Source organism: Novosphingobium resinovorum (assembly GCF_001742225.1).
GTDB classification, from domain to species: domain Bacteria; phylum Pseudomonadota; class Alphaproteobacteria; order Sphingomonadales; family Sphingomonadaceae; genus Novosphingobium; species Novosphingobium resinovorum_A.
Map to the genome: position 1 here is coordinate 475601 of NZ_CP017075.1, position 13147 is coordinate 488747.

General features: G+C 65.2%; 12 protein-coding genes. 10 read left to right on the plus strand and 2 right to left on the minus strand.

Annotation, left to right across the window (positions count from 1 at the left end; translation table 11 throughout):
- The first annotated feature begins 27 nt into the window (after positions 1 to 27).
- From gor to BES08_RS02190, 10 genes are all read left to right on the plus strand, one after another.
- Positions 28 to 1386 (plus strand): glutathione-disulfide reductase, encoded by a 1359-nt coding sequence (gor, locus tag BES08_RS02145; RefSeq protein WP_069707578.1) that lies wholly within the window; start codon positions 28 to 30, stop codon positions 1384 to 1386.
- 250 nt (positions 1387 to 1636) lie between these two features.
- Positions 1637 to 3163 carry an acyl-CoA carboxylase subunit beta gene (locus BES08_RS02150; protein WP_069707579.1) on the plus strand — a complete coding sequence of 509 codons (1527 nt, stop codon included), beginning with the start codon at positions 1637 to 1639 and terminating at the stop codon, positions 3161 to 3163.
- Between the two features lie 93 nt (positions 3164 to 3256).
- Positions 3257 to 4450, plus strand: a complete 1194-nt coding sequence (bktB, locus tag BES08_RS02155; RefSeq protein WP_069707580.1) for a beta-ketothiolase BktB — start codon at positions 3257 to 3259, stop codon at positions 4448 to 4450.
- A gap of 5 nt (positions 4451 to 4455) precedes the next feature.
- Positions 4456 to 4893 carry a methylmalonyl-CoA epimerase gene (mce, locus tag BES08_RS02160; RefSeq protein WP_069707581.1) on the plus strand — a complete coding sequence of 146 codons (438 nt, stop codon included), beginning with the start codon at positions 4456 to 4458 and terminating at the stop codon, positions 4891 to 4893.
- Positions 4894 to 5037: 144 nt separating this feature from the next.
- On the plus strand, positions 5038 to 7188 hold the full coding sequence (gene scpA, locus BES08_RS02165) for a methylmalonyl-CoA mutase (RefSeq protein WP_069707582.1): 2151 nt from the start codon (positions 5038 to 5040) through the stop codon (positions 7186 to 7188).
- An 82-nt stretch (positions 7189 to 7270) separates the two neighbouring features.
- Entirely contained in the window at positions 7271 to 8323 is a 1053-nt protein-coding gene (gene bioB, locus BES08_RS02170; protein WP_069707583.1) for a biotin synthase BioB, read from the plus strand.
- Entirely contained in the window at positions 8323 to 9177 is an 855-nt protein-coding gene (locus BES08_RS02175) for an alpha/beta hydrolase (RefSeq protein WP_231958135.1), read from the plus strand. Before bioB ends, BES08_RS02175 begins: the two co-directional genes overlap by 1 nt.
- A complete protein-coding gene (locus BES08_RS02180; protein ID WP_069707585.1) occupies positions 9159 to 11180 on the plus strand; it encodes an acetyl-CoA carboxylase biotin carboxylase subunit in 2022 nt (673 codons plus the stop codon). The genes BES08_RS02175 and BES08_RS02180 overlap by 19 nt, the downstream gene beginning before the upstream one ends.
- A 1-nt stretch (position 11181) precedes the next feature.
- Entirely contained in the window at positions 11182 to 11553 is a 372-nt protein-coding gene (locus tag BES08_RS02185; protein WP_069707586.1) for a tRNA-binding protein, read from the plus strand.
- A complete protein-coding gene (locus tag BES08_RS02190) occupies positions 11553 to 12332 on the plus strand; it encodes a thioesterase family protein (RefSeq protein ID WP_069707587.1) in 780 nt (259 codons plus the stop codon). Before BES08_RS02185 ends, BES08_RS02190 begins: the two co-directional genes overlap by 1 nt.
- A 2-nt stretch (positions 12333 to 12334) precedes the next feature.
- On the opposite strand, the gene BES08_RS33555 is transcribed toward BES08_RS02190, so the two are convergent.
- The gene (locus BES08_RS33555) at positions 12335 to 12511 is read right to left on the minus strand and encodes a hypothetical protein (RefSeq protein ID WP_197524417.1); all 177 of its coding nucleotides are present in this window, start codon (positions 12509 to 12511) and stop codon (positions 12335 to 12337) included.
- Entirely contained in the window at positions 12511 to 13110 is a 600-nt protein-coding gene (locus BES08_RS34605; RefSeq protein ID WP_338043848.1) for an MFS transporter, read from the minus strand. The genes BES08_RS33555 and BES08_RS34605 overlap by 1 nt, the downstream gene beginning before the upstream one ends.
- Between the last annotated feature and the right edge of the window lie 37 nt (positions 13111 to 13147).

The window sequence follows — 13147 nt, forward strand, 5'->3', positions numbered from 1 at the left end:
GCCCCGCGACCAAAGGAGCTTCATCGCATGCCCGCACAAGACGCCGATTATGACTACGACCTCTTCACCATCGGCGCCGGTTCGGGCGGCGTGCGCGCCAGCCGCGTGGCGGCCGCTTACGGCGCGCGCGTGGCGGTGGCGGAGGAGTACCGGGTCGGCGGTACGTGCGTGATCCGGGGCTGCGTGCCCAAGAAGATGCTCGTTTACGCCGCGCACTTCGCCGAAGACCTCGAGGACGCGCGCCACTTCGGGTGGGACGTCGGCGAGCCGAAGTTCGACTGGAAGACCCTGCGCGACAACGTGCTGGGCGACGTCGACCGCCTCAATGGCCTCTACACGCAGACGCTCGACAACAATAAGGTCGAGATCTTCCACCAGCGCGCGACGATCACCGGCCTGCACGAGATTACGCTGGCGAACGGCGAGAAGAAGACCGCGAAGCATATCCTGATCGCCACCGGCGCGCGGCCGCATGTGCCGGAATGCCCGGGGCATACGCATGGCATCACCTCCAACGAAGCGTTCCACCTCGACGCGATCCCGAAGCGCGTGCTGATCGCGGGCGCGGGCTATATCGCCAACGAGTTCGCGGGCATCTTCCACCAGTTCGGCGCCCATGTGACGCTCATCAACCGCTCCGACCAGATCCTGCGCGGTTACGATGAAAGCGTGCGCGACCGCCTGCTCCAGATCTCGCTGGCGAAGGGGATGGAGTTCCGCTTCAACGCGAACTTCGAGAAGATCATGAAGCAGGAGGACGGTTCGCTGGTCGTCCACATGAGCAATCACGAGCCGATCGAAGTCGACCTCGTCCTGTTCGCCACCGGACGCGTGCCCAATATCGAGGGCCTCGGCCTCGAAGACGTCGGCGTGAAGCTGAACGCAAAGGGCGCCATCGCGGTGGACGAGAACGCGCGCACCAGCGTGCCGAGCATCTATGCGGTGGGCGACGTGACCGACCGCGTGCAGCTCACCCCCGTCGCCATCCGCGAGGGACAAGCCTTCGCCGACCGCGTGTTCGGCGGCAAGGAGGCCAGCGTGGACTATTCGTGCATTGCCTCTGCAGTGTTCAGCCACCCGCCGCTCGCGGGCGTGGGCCTGACCGAAGCGCAGGCGACCGAGCAGTTCGGCACCTGCAAGGTCTACACCAGCGACTTCCGCTCGATGAAGAACGTGCTGGCGCAGCGCAACGAGCGCTCGCTCTACAAGATGATCTGCCATGCCGAGACCGACAAGGTTCTGGGCATCCACATGATCGGCGCGGACACGCCGGAACTGATCCAGGTCGCGGCGATCGCGGTGAAGGCGGGGCTGACCAAGGCCGATTTCGACGCCACCGTGGCGGTTCACCCGACGATGTCGGAAGAACTGGTGCTGATGAAGTAGGAGGACGAAAACCTCTTTCGTCATTGCGAGCGAAGCGAAGCAACCCAGGGCGGCGTAATGCTGCCCTGGGTTGCTTCGCTTCGCTCGCAATGACGGGTGGGTGGGCTCGGTCATATCGCCTGACGGATAGATCGCAGACGCACCCCGGATAAGTTTAACCGGTCGATTAAAAACAGTTGACCAGAGGCCTTTCCCGGTCTTACGCGGATGCAGCAATTGACGCTGTGTGCGCCGAGGCAAGGGAATCCGGATGTCCGCAAATATCGCCGAAATGGAGAAGCGCCGCTCCGCCGCAAAGCTGGGTGGTGGTCAGAAGCGCATCGACGCGCAGCATGCCAAGGGCAAGCTGACCGCGCGCGAACGCCTCGACGTGCTGCTCGACGAAGGCAGCTTCGAGGAGATGGACCTCTATGTCGAGCATGACTGCGTCGACTTCGGCATGCAGGACCAGAAGATCCCCGGCGACGGCGTGGTTACCGGTTCGGGCACCATCAACGGCCGCCTCGTCTACGTGTTCAGCCAGGACTTCACCGTGTTCGGCGGCTCGCTCTCGGCCCGCCACGCGCAGAAGATCTGCAAGGTGATGGACGCCGCGCTGAAAGTGGGCGCGCCGGTCATCGGCCTCAACGATTCCGGCGGCGCACGCATTCAGGAAGGCGTGGCCTCGCTCGGCGGCTATGCCGACGTGTTCCAGCGCAACGTGCTGGCATCGGGCGTGGTGCCGCAGCTCTCGCTTATCATGGGGCCCTGCGCGGGCGGCGCGGTGTACTCGCCGGCGATGACCGACTTCATCTTCATGGTGAAGGACAGCTCTTACATGTTCGTCACCGGCCCCGAAGTGGTGAAGACGGTCACCAACGAAGTCGTCACGCAGGAGGAACTGGGCGGCGCGATCACGCACTCCAGCAAGACTTCGGTGTCCGACCTTGCGCTGGAGAACGACATCGAGGCGCTGCTCGCGGCGCGCGATTTCTTCGACTTCCTGCCCTCGTCCAACCGCGACGGCGTGCCGGAACGTCCCTCCGCCGACGCATGGGACCGTCTGGAGCCCAGCCTCGACACGATCATTCCGCCTTCGGCCAACCAGCCGTACGATATGCACGAAGTGATCCGCAAGACGGTGGACGAGGGCGAGTTCTTCGAGCTCCAGCCGCTCCACGCGGGCAACATCATCATCGGTTTCGGTCGGGTCGAGGGCAAGACTGTCGGCATCGTCGCCAACCAGCCGATGGTGCTGGCGGGCGTGCTCGACATCAACTCCTCGAAGAAGGCGGCGCGGTTCGTGCGCTTCTGCGATGCCTTCAGCATTCCGCTCATCACCTTCGTCGATGTTCCGGGCTTCCTGCCCGGCACCGACCAGGAGCACAACGGCATCATCAAGCACGGCGCCAAGCTGCTGTTCGCCTATGCCGAGGCGACCGTGCCCAAGATCACTGTCATCACCCGCAAGGCCTATGGCGGTGCTTATGACGTGATGAGTTCCAAGCACTTGCGCGGCGATCTCAACTACGCCTGGCCCACTGCGGAAATCGCGGTGATGGGCGCCAAGGGCGCGGTTGAGATCATCTTCCGCGGTCAGGACGCCGACGGCATCGCCGCCAAGACCAGGGAATACGAGGACCGCTTCGCCAACCCCTTCGTGGCGGCAAGCCGGGGCTACATCGATGAGGTCATCTATCCGCACTCGACCCGCCGCCGCATCGCGCTGGGCCTGCGCAAGCTGCGGAACAAGGAACTCGAGAATCCCTGGAAGAAGCACGACAACATCCCGCTGTGACGCACGGCAGGTGGCCTTTTTGAGAGTACACGGACCGGATGTGAAAGCCGAATACGGCGCCCGGTCGAAGGATAAGGGATTGGAAGTCAGGTCATGGAAGAGATCTACATCGTCAGCGGCGTGCGCACGGCAGTCGGCGATTTCGGCGGTTCGCTGAAGTCGTTCATGCCTTCGGACCTCGGCGGCCTCGTCGCTACCGAAGCGCTTGCCCGCGCCGGGATCGAGGCGGACGCGGTGGAGCATGTGGTCATCGGCCAGGTCATGCCCACCAGCGCGCGCGACCAGATGCTGGCCCGCGTGATCGGCATCAATGCCGGCATCCCGCTCGCCACTCCGGCGCTGACGCTGAACCGCCTGTGCGGATCGGGCGTGCAGGCGATCGTCTCGGCCGCACAGATGATGAAGCTGGGCGAAGCCTCGGTGACGCTCGCAGGCGGCGCCGAAGTCATGTCCAACATCCCCTACCATGACCACGGCGTGCGCTGGGGCAGGAAGATGGGCGCCAACACGCAGGAAGACGCGCTGACGCTCGGCCTGTCGGACGCCATCGGCGGCTACCACATGGGCATCACGGCGGAGAATGTGGCGGAGCGCCACTGCGTGAGCCGCGAGGACATGGACGCGCTCGCCGCGACCAGCCACGCCCGCGCTGCGCATGCCATCGCCGAAGGCCGCTTCAAGGACCAGATTCTTCCCGTCGAGGTGAAGACCCGCAAGGGTGTCACCGTCTTCGACACCGACGAGCACGTGAAGGCCGACACCACCGTCGAAGTGCTGGGCAAGATGCGCCCGGCCTTCAAGAAGGACGGTACGGTCACGGCGGGCAACGCGAGCGGCATCAACGACGGCGCCGCCGCCGTGGTGCTCGCCACGGGTGCTGAAGTCGAGAAGCGCGGCCTCAAGCCGCTCGCGCGCATCGTCGCTTGGGGTCACGCGGGCGTCGAGCCGGAATACATGGGCGAAGGTCCGATCAAGGCCGTGCCGATCGCCCTTAAGCGCGCCGGGCTGAACCTTGACCAGATGGACGTGATCGAGAGCAACGAGGCCTTCGCCGCGCAGGCGGCCGCCGTCGCCAAGGTGCTCGGCTTCGATCCGGCGAAGGTGAACCCCAACGGTTCGGGCGTCTCGATCGGTCACCCCGTCGGCGCGACGGGAACCATGCTGACCATCAAGGCCATGTACGAGCTGAAGCGCATCGGCGGCAAGTACGGCCTCGTCACCATGTGCATCGGCGGCGGGCAGGGCATCGCCCTTGTGATCGAAAACGTCATCGAGAACGTAGGATAACTGGCATGAAGCTCGGCCGCCTCAACCACATCGGCGTCGCCACGCCCAATCTCGACGCTTCCATCGCGTTCTACAGGGAGGTGATGGGCGCTACCGACGTGACCGAGCCGTTCGTGCTCGAAAGTCAGCAGGTGCGCGTCTGCTTCGTCAACACGCCGGGCGAGGATGGCACTGCGGGCACGCAGATCGAGCTGCTCCAGCCCACCTCGCCGGACTCGGCGGTCGGCAAGTGGCTGGAGAAGAACCCGCTCGGGGGGCAGCATCACATCTGTTATGAAGTGCCCGATATCCACGCCGCCAAGGCGTGGTTCGAGGGCCTCGGCAAGCGCGTGCTGGGCGAGCCGCGCATGGGTGCGCACGGGACGCTGATCTTCTTCGTCCACCCCAAGGACATGGGTGGCCAGCTTACCGAGATCATGGAAACGCCGAAGGGCGCGCATTGAACTGACGTCGTCCCGGGCTCGACCCGGGACCGCTGGCCGGGAACGGCTCACCTCGCGGCGAGGCACCTTGAAGAGAGGCCCCGCTTAAAGACAGGCACCGGTCCCGGATCAAGTCCGGGACGACGAGTAAAAGAGGATACCACGATGCCCGACATCAACGACTGGCAGGCAGCGGCGACCAAGGAAGTCAAGGGCAAGGACCTTACTTGGGACACGCCCGAGGGCATCGCGGTCAAGCCGCTCTACACCGCCGAGGACGTGACCGTCGATCCAGGCCTTCCGGGCTTCGCGCCCTTCACGCGCGGCGTGCGCGCCTCGATGTATGCGGGCCGGCCCTGGACCATCCGTCAGTACGCGGGCTTCTCCACCGCCGAGGAATCGAACGCCTTCTACCGCCGCAACCTCGCGGCGGGCCAGAAGGGCCTGTCGGTCGCCTTCGACCTCGCAACGCACCGCGGCTATGACTCCGACCACCCGCGCGTGGTGGGCGACGTCGGCAAGGCGGGCGTGGCGATCGACTCGGTCGAAGACATGAAGATCCTGTTCGACGGCATCCCGCTCGACAAGATGTCCGTCTCGATGACCATGAACGGCGCGGTGATCCCGATCCTCGCCTTCTTCATCGTCGCCGGTGAAGAGCAGGGCGTCGATCGCAAGCTGCTCGACGGAACCATCCAGAACGACATCCTCAAGGAGTTCATGGTCCGCAACACCTACATCTACCCGCCCGAGCCGAGCATGCGGATCATCTCGGACATCTTCGGCTACACCAGCCGCGAGATGCCCAAGTTCAACTCGATCTCGATTTCCGGCTACCATATGCAGGAAGCCGGCGCGACGCAGGTTCAGGAACTGGCCTTCACCATCGCCGACGGTGCCGAATATGTGAAATACGGCGTGGCCTCGGGCCTCGACATCGACAAGTTCGCGGGCCGCCTGTCGTTCTTCTTCGCGATCGGCATGAACTTCTTCATGGAAGTGGCCAAGCTGCGCGCCGCGCGCGTGCTGTGGCACCGCGTGATGACCGATCTCGGCGCCAAGGATGAGCGTTCGAAGATGCTGCGCACCCACTGCCAGACCTCCGGCGTCAGCTTGCAGGAGCAGGACCCCTACAACAACGTGATCCGCACCACCATCGAAGCTATGGCCTCGATGCTGGGCGGCACCCAGTCGCTGCACACCAACGCACTGGACGAGGCGATCGCGCTGCCGACCGACTTCTCGGCGCGCATCGCTCGCAATACACAGATCATCATCCAGGAGGAGACCGGCATGTGCAATGTCGTCGATCCGCTGGGTGGGTCGTACTACATCGAATCGCTGACGCAGAGCCTCGTCGATCAGGCCTGGGAGATCATCGAGCGGGTGCAGGCCGATGGCGGCATGGCCAAGGCGGTCGCCGCCGGCTGGCCCAAGGCGATGATCGAAACCGCCGCCGCTTCCCGTCAGGCGCGCGTGGACCGGGGTGACGACGTGATCGTCGGCGTCAACAAGTACCGCCTCGCCGCCGAGGACGCGATCGAGACGCTTGACATCGACAACGCCAAGGTTCGCGAAGGCCAGATCGCTCGCATCAACAAGATGAAGGCGGAGCGCGACGAAGCCGTGTGCCAGGCCGCACTCAAGGCGCTGGCAGATGGTGCCGCCGCGCCCGCCAGCATCGAGAACAACCTGCTGGCTCTCGCGGTCGAAGCGGCCCGTGCGCGCGCGACGCTCGGCGAGATTTCCTCCGCGATGGAGGAGAGCTTCGAGCGCTACGGCACTCAGCCGACCCCGGTGAAGGGTGTCTACGGCGCGCCTTACGAGGGCGACAGCCGCTGGCAGCAGGTGCTCGACGGCGTGGCTGCGGTGGAGCGCCGCCTTGGCCGCAAGCCCAAGCTGCTCGTCGCCAAGATGGGCCAGGACGGCCACGATCGCGGCGCCAACATCATCGCCTCGGCCTTCGGCGACATGGGCTTCGAGGTCGTCTCCGGCCCGCTGTTCCAGACGCCCGAGGAAACCGTGGTGCTGGCCTTGCAGAACGAAGTCGACGTCGTCGGTGCCTCCAGCCTCGCGGCCGGTCACAAGACGCTGATCCCCGAACTGATCCAGCAGCTCCGCGATGCCGGGCGCAGCGACGTCAAGGTGATCGCCGGCGGCGTGATCCCGGCGAAGGATTACGAATACCTGCGCAACGCCGGCGTTCAGGGCATCTACGGTCCCGGCTCGAACGTGGTCGAATGTGCTGCCGATGTGCTGCGCCTGCTCGGCCACAACATGCCGCCGGCCGGCTCCGAACTGCAGGCGGCCGAGTAAGGGGATGCTGGATCAGCGCGGCATCGCGTTCTATGACAGGGCTTTGGCTCCGAGCCGCGCGCGTGCCGCCTGAGGAATGACTATGACCCAAACCCCCGCCTTCGCCCCCCGCACTGACTGGACCCGTGAGGAAATCGCGGCGCTGTTCGACCTGCCGTTCACCGAGCTGGTCTTCCGCGCCGCCGAGGTCCACCGGGCCAGCCACAAGGCCGACGAAGTGCAGCTTTCCACGCTGCTCTCGATCAAGACCGGCGGGTGTGTGGAGGATTGCGGTTACTGCTCGCAGTCGGTTTCGGCCAACAGCGGCGTCAAGGCGACCAAGCTGATGGAGGTGCAGCAGGTGCTCCAGCGCGCGGCGCAGGCGGCGGATCAGGGCTCGACCCGCTTCTGCATGGGCGCCGCCTGGCGCAACCCCAAGGACCGCGACATGCCCGCCATCATCGAGATGGTGAAGGGCGTGCGCGCGATGGGCATGGAAACCTGCATGACGCTGGGCATGCTGACCCCCGATCAGGCCGACATGCTGAGCGACGCGGGCCTCGATTACTACAACCACAACATCGACACTTCACCCGAGCGCTACGATCAGGTCATCACCACGCGCACGATGGATGACCGCCTCGATACGCTGTCGAACGTGCGCATGGCGGGCATCAACGTGTGCTCGGGCGGCATCGTCGGCATGGGCGAGACGCGCGCCGATCGCGTGGGCTTCGTCCACACGCTCGCCACCTTGCCCGAGCACCCGCAATCGGTGCCGGTCAACGCACTGGTGCCGGTCAAGGGCACCGTGCTGGGCGACATGCTGGCCGATACGCCGCTCGCGAAGATCGACGACGTGGAGTTCGTGCGCACCGTGGCGGTCGCGCGCATCACCATGCCGCAATCGATGGTGCGCCTCTCTGCCGGTCGCGAGTCGATGTCGGAGATGACGCAGGCGATGTGCTTCCTGGCGGGTGCGAACTCGATCTTCACCGGCGACAAGCTGCTCACCGCGCCGAATGCGGGCGACGACAACGACCTTGCGATGTTCGCCCGCCTCGGCCTCAAGCCGATGGCCATCGAACTGACGCCGGCGCAAGTCGAGGCCCAGCGCATGCCCAAGGGCTGCGCAAAGCTGGAGGCTGCCGAGTGATGAAACGGGCGGGATCAATGCTGCTGGCGTTGTCCTGCCTCCTTTCCGTGCCGGGCGTTGCGGTAGCCGCCTCGTCCGCGCCGACCCCGATCACGATCGGGCAAACACACCTCGTGGATTTTGCCGACGGCGATTCGAGACAGATCAACGTCTATCTGCCCGAAGGCTATGCGGATGGGGCTAAGCGCTATCCGGTGCTGTACCTCATCGACGGGGGGCTTTCGCAGGACTTCCTGCATGTTGCCGGAACGAGCGCGCTGAATGCGGTCTGGGGGCGCTCGCTGCCGGTGATCGTCGTCGGCATCGAAAGCAAGGACCGCCGCGCCGAACTGATCGGCAGCGCGGGCAATGCAGCGCAGCACAAACAGTATCCGACTGCAGGCCAGTCCACGCGTTTTCGCGCCTTCCTGCGCGACAAGGTCAAGCCGCTGATCGAGGCGGATTATCGCACCAATGGCGACGATGGCGTGATCGGTGAATCGCTCGCCGGTCTGTTCATCGTCGAGACGTGGCTGCGCGAGCCTGGCCTGTTCCACCGTTATGCCGCCATCGACGCGAGCCTGTGGTGGGATGACGCGGCCCTCGCCAAAGCGGCCGCAGGGCTGATCGCTACGTCTCCCCGGGCCGGTCCGTTGTATCTGACATATTCGAACGAAGGTCAGGAAACCGCTCGGGCCGCGCAGCGCGTCGCGGCAGCGGGCGGCTCGCTGGTCTGCCTCTCGCCGCGTGAGGATCTGACCCACGCCACGGCCTATCACGTCCTCTCGCCGCAGGCGCTGCAGTTCCTGTTTCCGACCGCCAACAAACAAGACCCCGAATGGGGCTTCGAGGTGCCATGTTCAAAAAAATCCTGATCGCAAACCGGGGCGAGATCGCCTGCCGCGTCATCAAGACGGCGCGCCGCATGGGTATCGCCACGGTCGCCGTCTATTCCGACGCCGACGCCCGCGCGCCGTTCGTGCAGATGGCGGATGAGGCTGTGCACATCGGCCCCGCGCCGGCCGCGCAGTCCTACCTGATTGCCGACAAGATCATCGCCGCCGCCAAGCAGACCGGCGCCGACGCCGTGCACCCCGGCTACGGCTTCCTGTCCGAGCGCACCTCGTTCGCAGAGGCGCTGGCGGCAGAGGGCATCGAGTTCATCGGCCCTCCTGTCGGCGCGATCGCGGCGATGGGCGACAAGATCGAGTCCAAGAAGCTCGCCAAGGCCGCCGGCGTCAACGTCGTCCCCGGCTTCGTCGGCGAGATCGAGGATACCGAGCATGCGGTGCGCATCTCGGCCGAGATCGGCTACCCGGTGATGATGAAGGCCAGCGCGGGCGGCGGCGGCAAGGGCATGCGCCTCGCCTACAACGAAAACGACGTGCGCGAAGGCTTCGAGGCTACCAAGCGCGAGGGCCTGAACTCGTTCGGCGACGACCGCGTCTTCATCGAGAAGTTCATCCTCAACCCGCGCCACATCGAGATTCAGATCCTCGGCGACAAGCACGGCAACATCCTCTACCTGAACGAGCGCGAATGCTCGATCCAGCGCCGCCACCAGAAGGTGGTCGAGGAAGCGCCGTCGCCCTTCGTCACGCCGGCGATGCGCAAGGCGATGGGCGAGCAGTGCGTCGCCCTGTCGCGCGCGGTGGGTTACTATTCGGCGGGCACAGTGGAACTGATCGTCTCGGGCGCGGACCCGACGGGCGAGAGCTTCTACTTCCTTGAAATGAACACCCGCCTGCAGGTGGAGCACCCAGTCACCGAAGCGATCACCGGCGTCGACCTGGTCGAGCAGATGATCCGCGTCGCGGCAGGCGAGAAGCTGGAACTGACGCAGGACGATGTGAAGATCGACGGCTGGGCCATCGAGAACCGCGTCTACGCCGAAGATCCCTATCGCGGCTTCCTACCCTCCACCGGCCGCCTCGTGCGCTACAATCCGCCGGTCGAAGGCTGGACGGATGACGGCGAGGAGAACGGCCGCCGGGGCATCGACGGCATCCGCGTGGACGATGGCGTCTACGAAGGCGGCGAAGTCTCGATGTTCTACGACCCGATGATCGCCAAGCTGATCACCTGGGGCGAGACGCGCGACGAGGCGGCGGACAAGCAGATCGCCGCGCTCGATGCGTTCGAGATCGAGGGTCTGGGCCACAACATCGACTTCGTCTCGGCCATCATGCAGCACCCGCGCTTCCGCTCGGGCGAGCTGACCACCGGCTTCATCGCCGAGGAATATCCCGAAGGCTTCCACGGCGCACCGGCGTCGGACGAGCTGAAGGTGCAGCTGGCAGCCGTCGCCGCCTTCGTCGCCACCGCGCGCGCCGATCGTTCGCGCCGGGTCGAAGGCCAGCTGGGCGCGCCGCTCGATCCTCCGGGTGAGTGGACCGTGACCATCGATGGCGATGTCTTCGCGGTGGAGCTCGACGAAGACCTGCTGACGGTCAACGGCGAGGAAGTCGAGCTGGAGCTGGAATACACCCCGGGCGACCGCTTCGTGGATGCCGAGGTCGATGGCGAGGATCTGACGCTCAAGCTGGACGTCACCCGCACCGGTTTCCGGATGACCACGCGCGGCGCGATCCACAAGGTAGACTGCCTGCCCGCGCACATCGCTGGTTACACGCAGCACATGATCGAGAAGATCCCGCCGGACCTCTCGAAGTACCTGATCTGCCCGATGCCGGGCCTCCTCGTTTCGCTGAGCGTAGGCGAGGGCGACAAGGTCGAGGCAGGGCAACCGCTGGCAGTGGTCGAGGCCATGAAGATGGAAAACATCCTGCGCGCCGAGAAGTCGGGCACGGTGAAGTCCGTCAACGCCAAGGCGGGGGAAAGCCTTGCGGTGGATGCGATCATCCTCGAGATGGAGTGACATGCATCTCGATCACGACCCTGCCGCGCCTCCGGGCGAAACCATAGGCTTCGACGATTTCCTCAAGGTGGACATCCGCATCGGCACGATCGTCGGCGCGGAAGTCTATGAGGGCGCACGGAAACCCAGTTACAAGCTGCGGATCGATTTCGGTCCCGGCATCGGTGAGAAGAAGAGCGTCGGCCAGGTGGCCGCGCTCTATTCTCCTGAGGAGCTGACCGGGCGGCAGGTGGCGGCGGTCGTGAACTTTCCCGTGCACCAGATCGGCAAGGCGCTGTCCGAAGTGCTGACGCTCGGCTTCGCGGACGAGGAAGGGCGGGTGACGCTGTTCTCGCCCGACAAGCGCGTACCCGATGGATCGCGGCTGTTCTGATGGCGGGGCTGGGAGATATGCTTGCCGCTGCGGAGCCGCTCGACGGCGGTTTCGCGCTGGAGATCACCGAGGACTGGCTGCAGGGGCGCACCGCTTACGGAGGACTGACTTCGGCGATCGCATTGGCGGTGGCAAAAGGCGTTTCCGACGATCTGCCGCCGCTGCGCTCGGGTCAGCTTTCGATGGTCGGCCCCTTGGCCGGGCGCATCAAGGCTCGCGCGAAAGTGCTGCGGCAGGGGCGCAATGCGACCTGGGTTTCCGCCGAACTCACCAGCGAGGCGGGAGTGGGCTTCACCGCCGCCTTCGTCTTTATGCGCCAGATCGAGAGCGTGCTGTCGATCGATCACTATCCGCTGCCGGACGGCGTCATTGCGCTCGACGAGGCGAAGGCGGTGCCGATGGATCATGCCCCGGCTTTCCTGCGCAATCACTTCGAGGCGCGCTTCGCCATGCCGAAGAATGCGCTGGGCGAGGCGGACCTCGCCTGGTGGGTGCGGCCGCGTGAGCGTAGGGGCCTCGATCCCGAGGTCGAGTGCTTGCTGTGCGGCGATGTGCTGCCGGTGGCGGTGTGGCCGCTGCTGGGCTTCAAGGTGCCGATTTCCTCGATGCAGTGGCACGTCAACAGGCTGGACGCGAAGCCCTCTGCGGACGGCTGGTGGATGATCCGCTCGACCAGCCTGCATGCGGCGCATGGCGGGGCGAGCGAGCACATCATGCAGTGGAACGCCGATGGCGTTCCAGCCATTGCGGGTATGCAGTCGGTAGCCGTTTTTGGCTGATTTTAGCGGCCGCGAATGCCCTTGATGAAAGCGTAGCTACCGCCGCCGAAGGCCACGAGCGCGACGAAAAAGCCGATCCCGGCGCCCCACTTCGCGCCCTCGACTCCCCACAGGAAGCCGCCTGCTGCGAGGCCCAGCAGAGGCAGGACGATCAGCAGCAGGCAGCCGATGACGGGCATCAGTGCGCGGTGCCCATCAGCCGCTTGGCGAAGAACAGCTTGAACACCGCGAAGCCGACCGTCGCGACCATGGCGGAGGCCATGTGCAGCAGCCAGAACTGCGTCGTCGGCATCGTCGAGAGCAGCGTGCCGATCTTGCCGACAGCCAGGTTCGCGCCGAAGAACGCAAGGTAGTAGATTCCCACGATCGAGGCGTTCAGCGCGCGCGGGGCAAGGCGGGTGAACAGCGCTAGGCTGACTGGCAGCAGGTGCGCGAAGCCGATCGAGTTCACGAGGTGGAACATGACCGGCCAGAATAGACCAATCTTTCCAGCACCTTGCGTCGCCGCAGCCATATAGAGGCACGCCGCGCCGCCGACGATGAAGGCGCAGCCGAGGATCATCTTGCCCAGTTCGTCCGGCTCCTTGCCGGTGCGCTTGCCGACGAAGGCCCAGAACGCGGCGACGGCCACCAGCATCGAGAAGCTGAGCGTCGCGTCGATGGTGATCATCCAACTGGTCGGCAGCGTCTCACCCATGAAGCTGAGCTGGAACTGCTGATCGGCCCAGACGAGATAAGCGTTGAAAATCTGCTGGTTGGTCAGGAGCGAGATGCCCATGATCGGCACCAGTACCAGCACGGCCAGAAGACGTGGG

What these genes read in the sequence shown, in the direction of transcription:
- gor (WP_069707578.1), top strand. Translation starts at nt 28, where the DNA reads ATGCCCGCACAAGACGCCGATTATGACTACGACCTCTTCACCATCGGC.
- bktB (WP_069707580.1), top strand. Translation starts at nt 3,257, where the DNA reads ATGGAAGAGATCTACATCGTCAGCGGCGTGCGCACGGCAGTCGGCGAT.
- BES08_RS02190 (WP_069707587.1), top strand. Translation starts at nt 11,553, where the DNA reads ATGGCGGGGCTGGGAGATATGCTTGCCGCTGCGGAGCCGCTCGACGGC.
- BES08_RS02175 (WP_231958135.1), top strand. Translation starts at nt 8,323, where the DNA reads ATGAAACGGGCGGGATCAATGCTGCTGGCGTTGTCCTGCCTCCTTTCC.
- BES08_RS02185 (WP_069707586.1), top strand. Translation starts at nt 11,182, where the DNA reads ATGCATCTCGATCACGACCCTGCCGCGCCTCCGGGCGAAACCATAGGC.
- mce (WP_069707581.1), top strand. Translation starts at nt 4,456, where the DNA reads ATGAAGCTCGGCCGCCTCAACCACATCGGCGTCGCCACGCCCAATCTC.
- scpA (WP_069707582.1), top strand. Translation starts at nt 5,038, where the DNA reads ATGCCCGACATCAACGACTGGCAGGCAGCGGCGACCAAGGAAGTCAAG.
- BES08_RS02180 (WP_069707585.1), top strand. Translation starts at nt 9,159, where the DNA reads ATGTTCAAAAAAATCCTGATCGCAAACCGGGGCGAGATCGCCTGCCGC.
- BES08_RS34605 (WP_338043848.1), bottom strand. Translation starts at nt 13,110, where the DNA reads ATGGGCATCTCGCTCCTGACCAACCAGCAGATTTTCAACGCTTATCTC.
- bioB (WP_069707583.1), top strand. Translation starts at nt 7,271, where the DNA reads ATGACCCAAACCCCCGCCTTCGCCCCCCGCACTGACTGGACCCGTGAG.
- BES08_RS33555 (WP_197524417.1), bottom strand. Translation starts at nt 12,511, where the DNA reads ATGCCCGTCATCGGCTGCCTGCTGCTGATCGTCCTGCCTCTGCTGGGC.
- BES08_RS02150 (WP_069707579.1), top strand. Translation starts at nt 1,637, where the DNA reads ATGTCCGCAAATATCGCCGAAATGGAGAAGCGCCGCTCCGCCGCAAAG.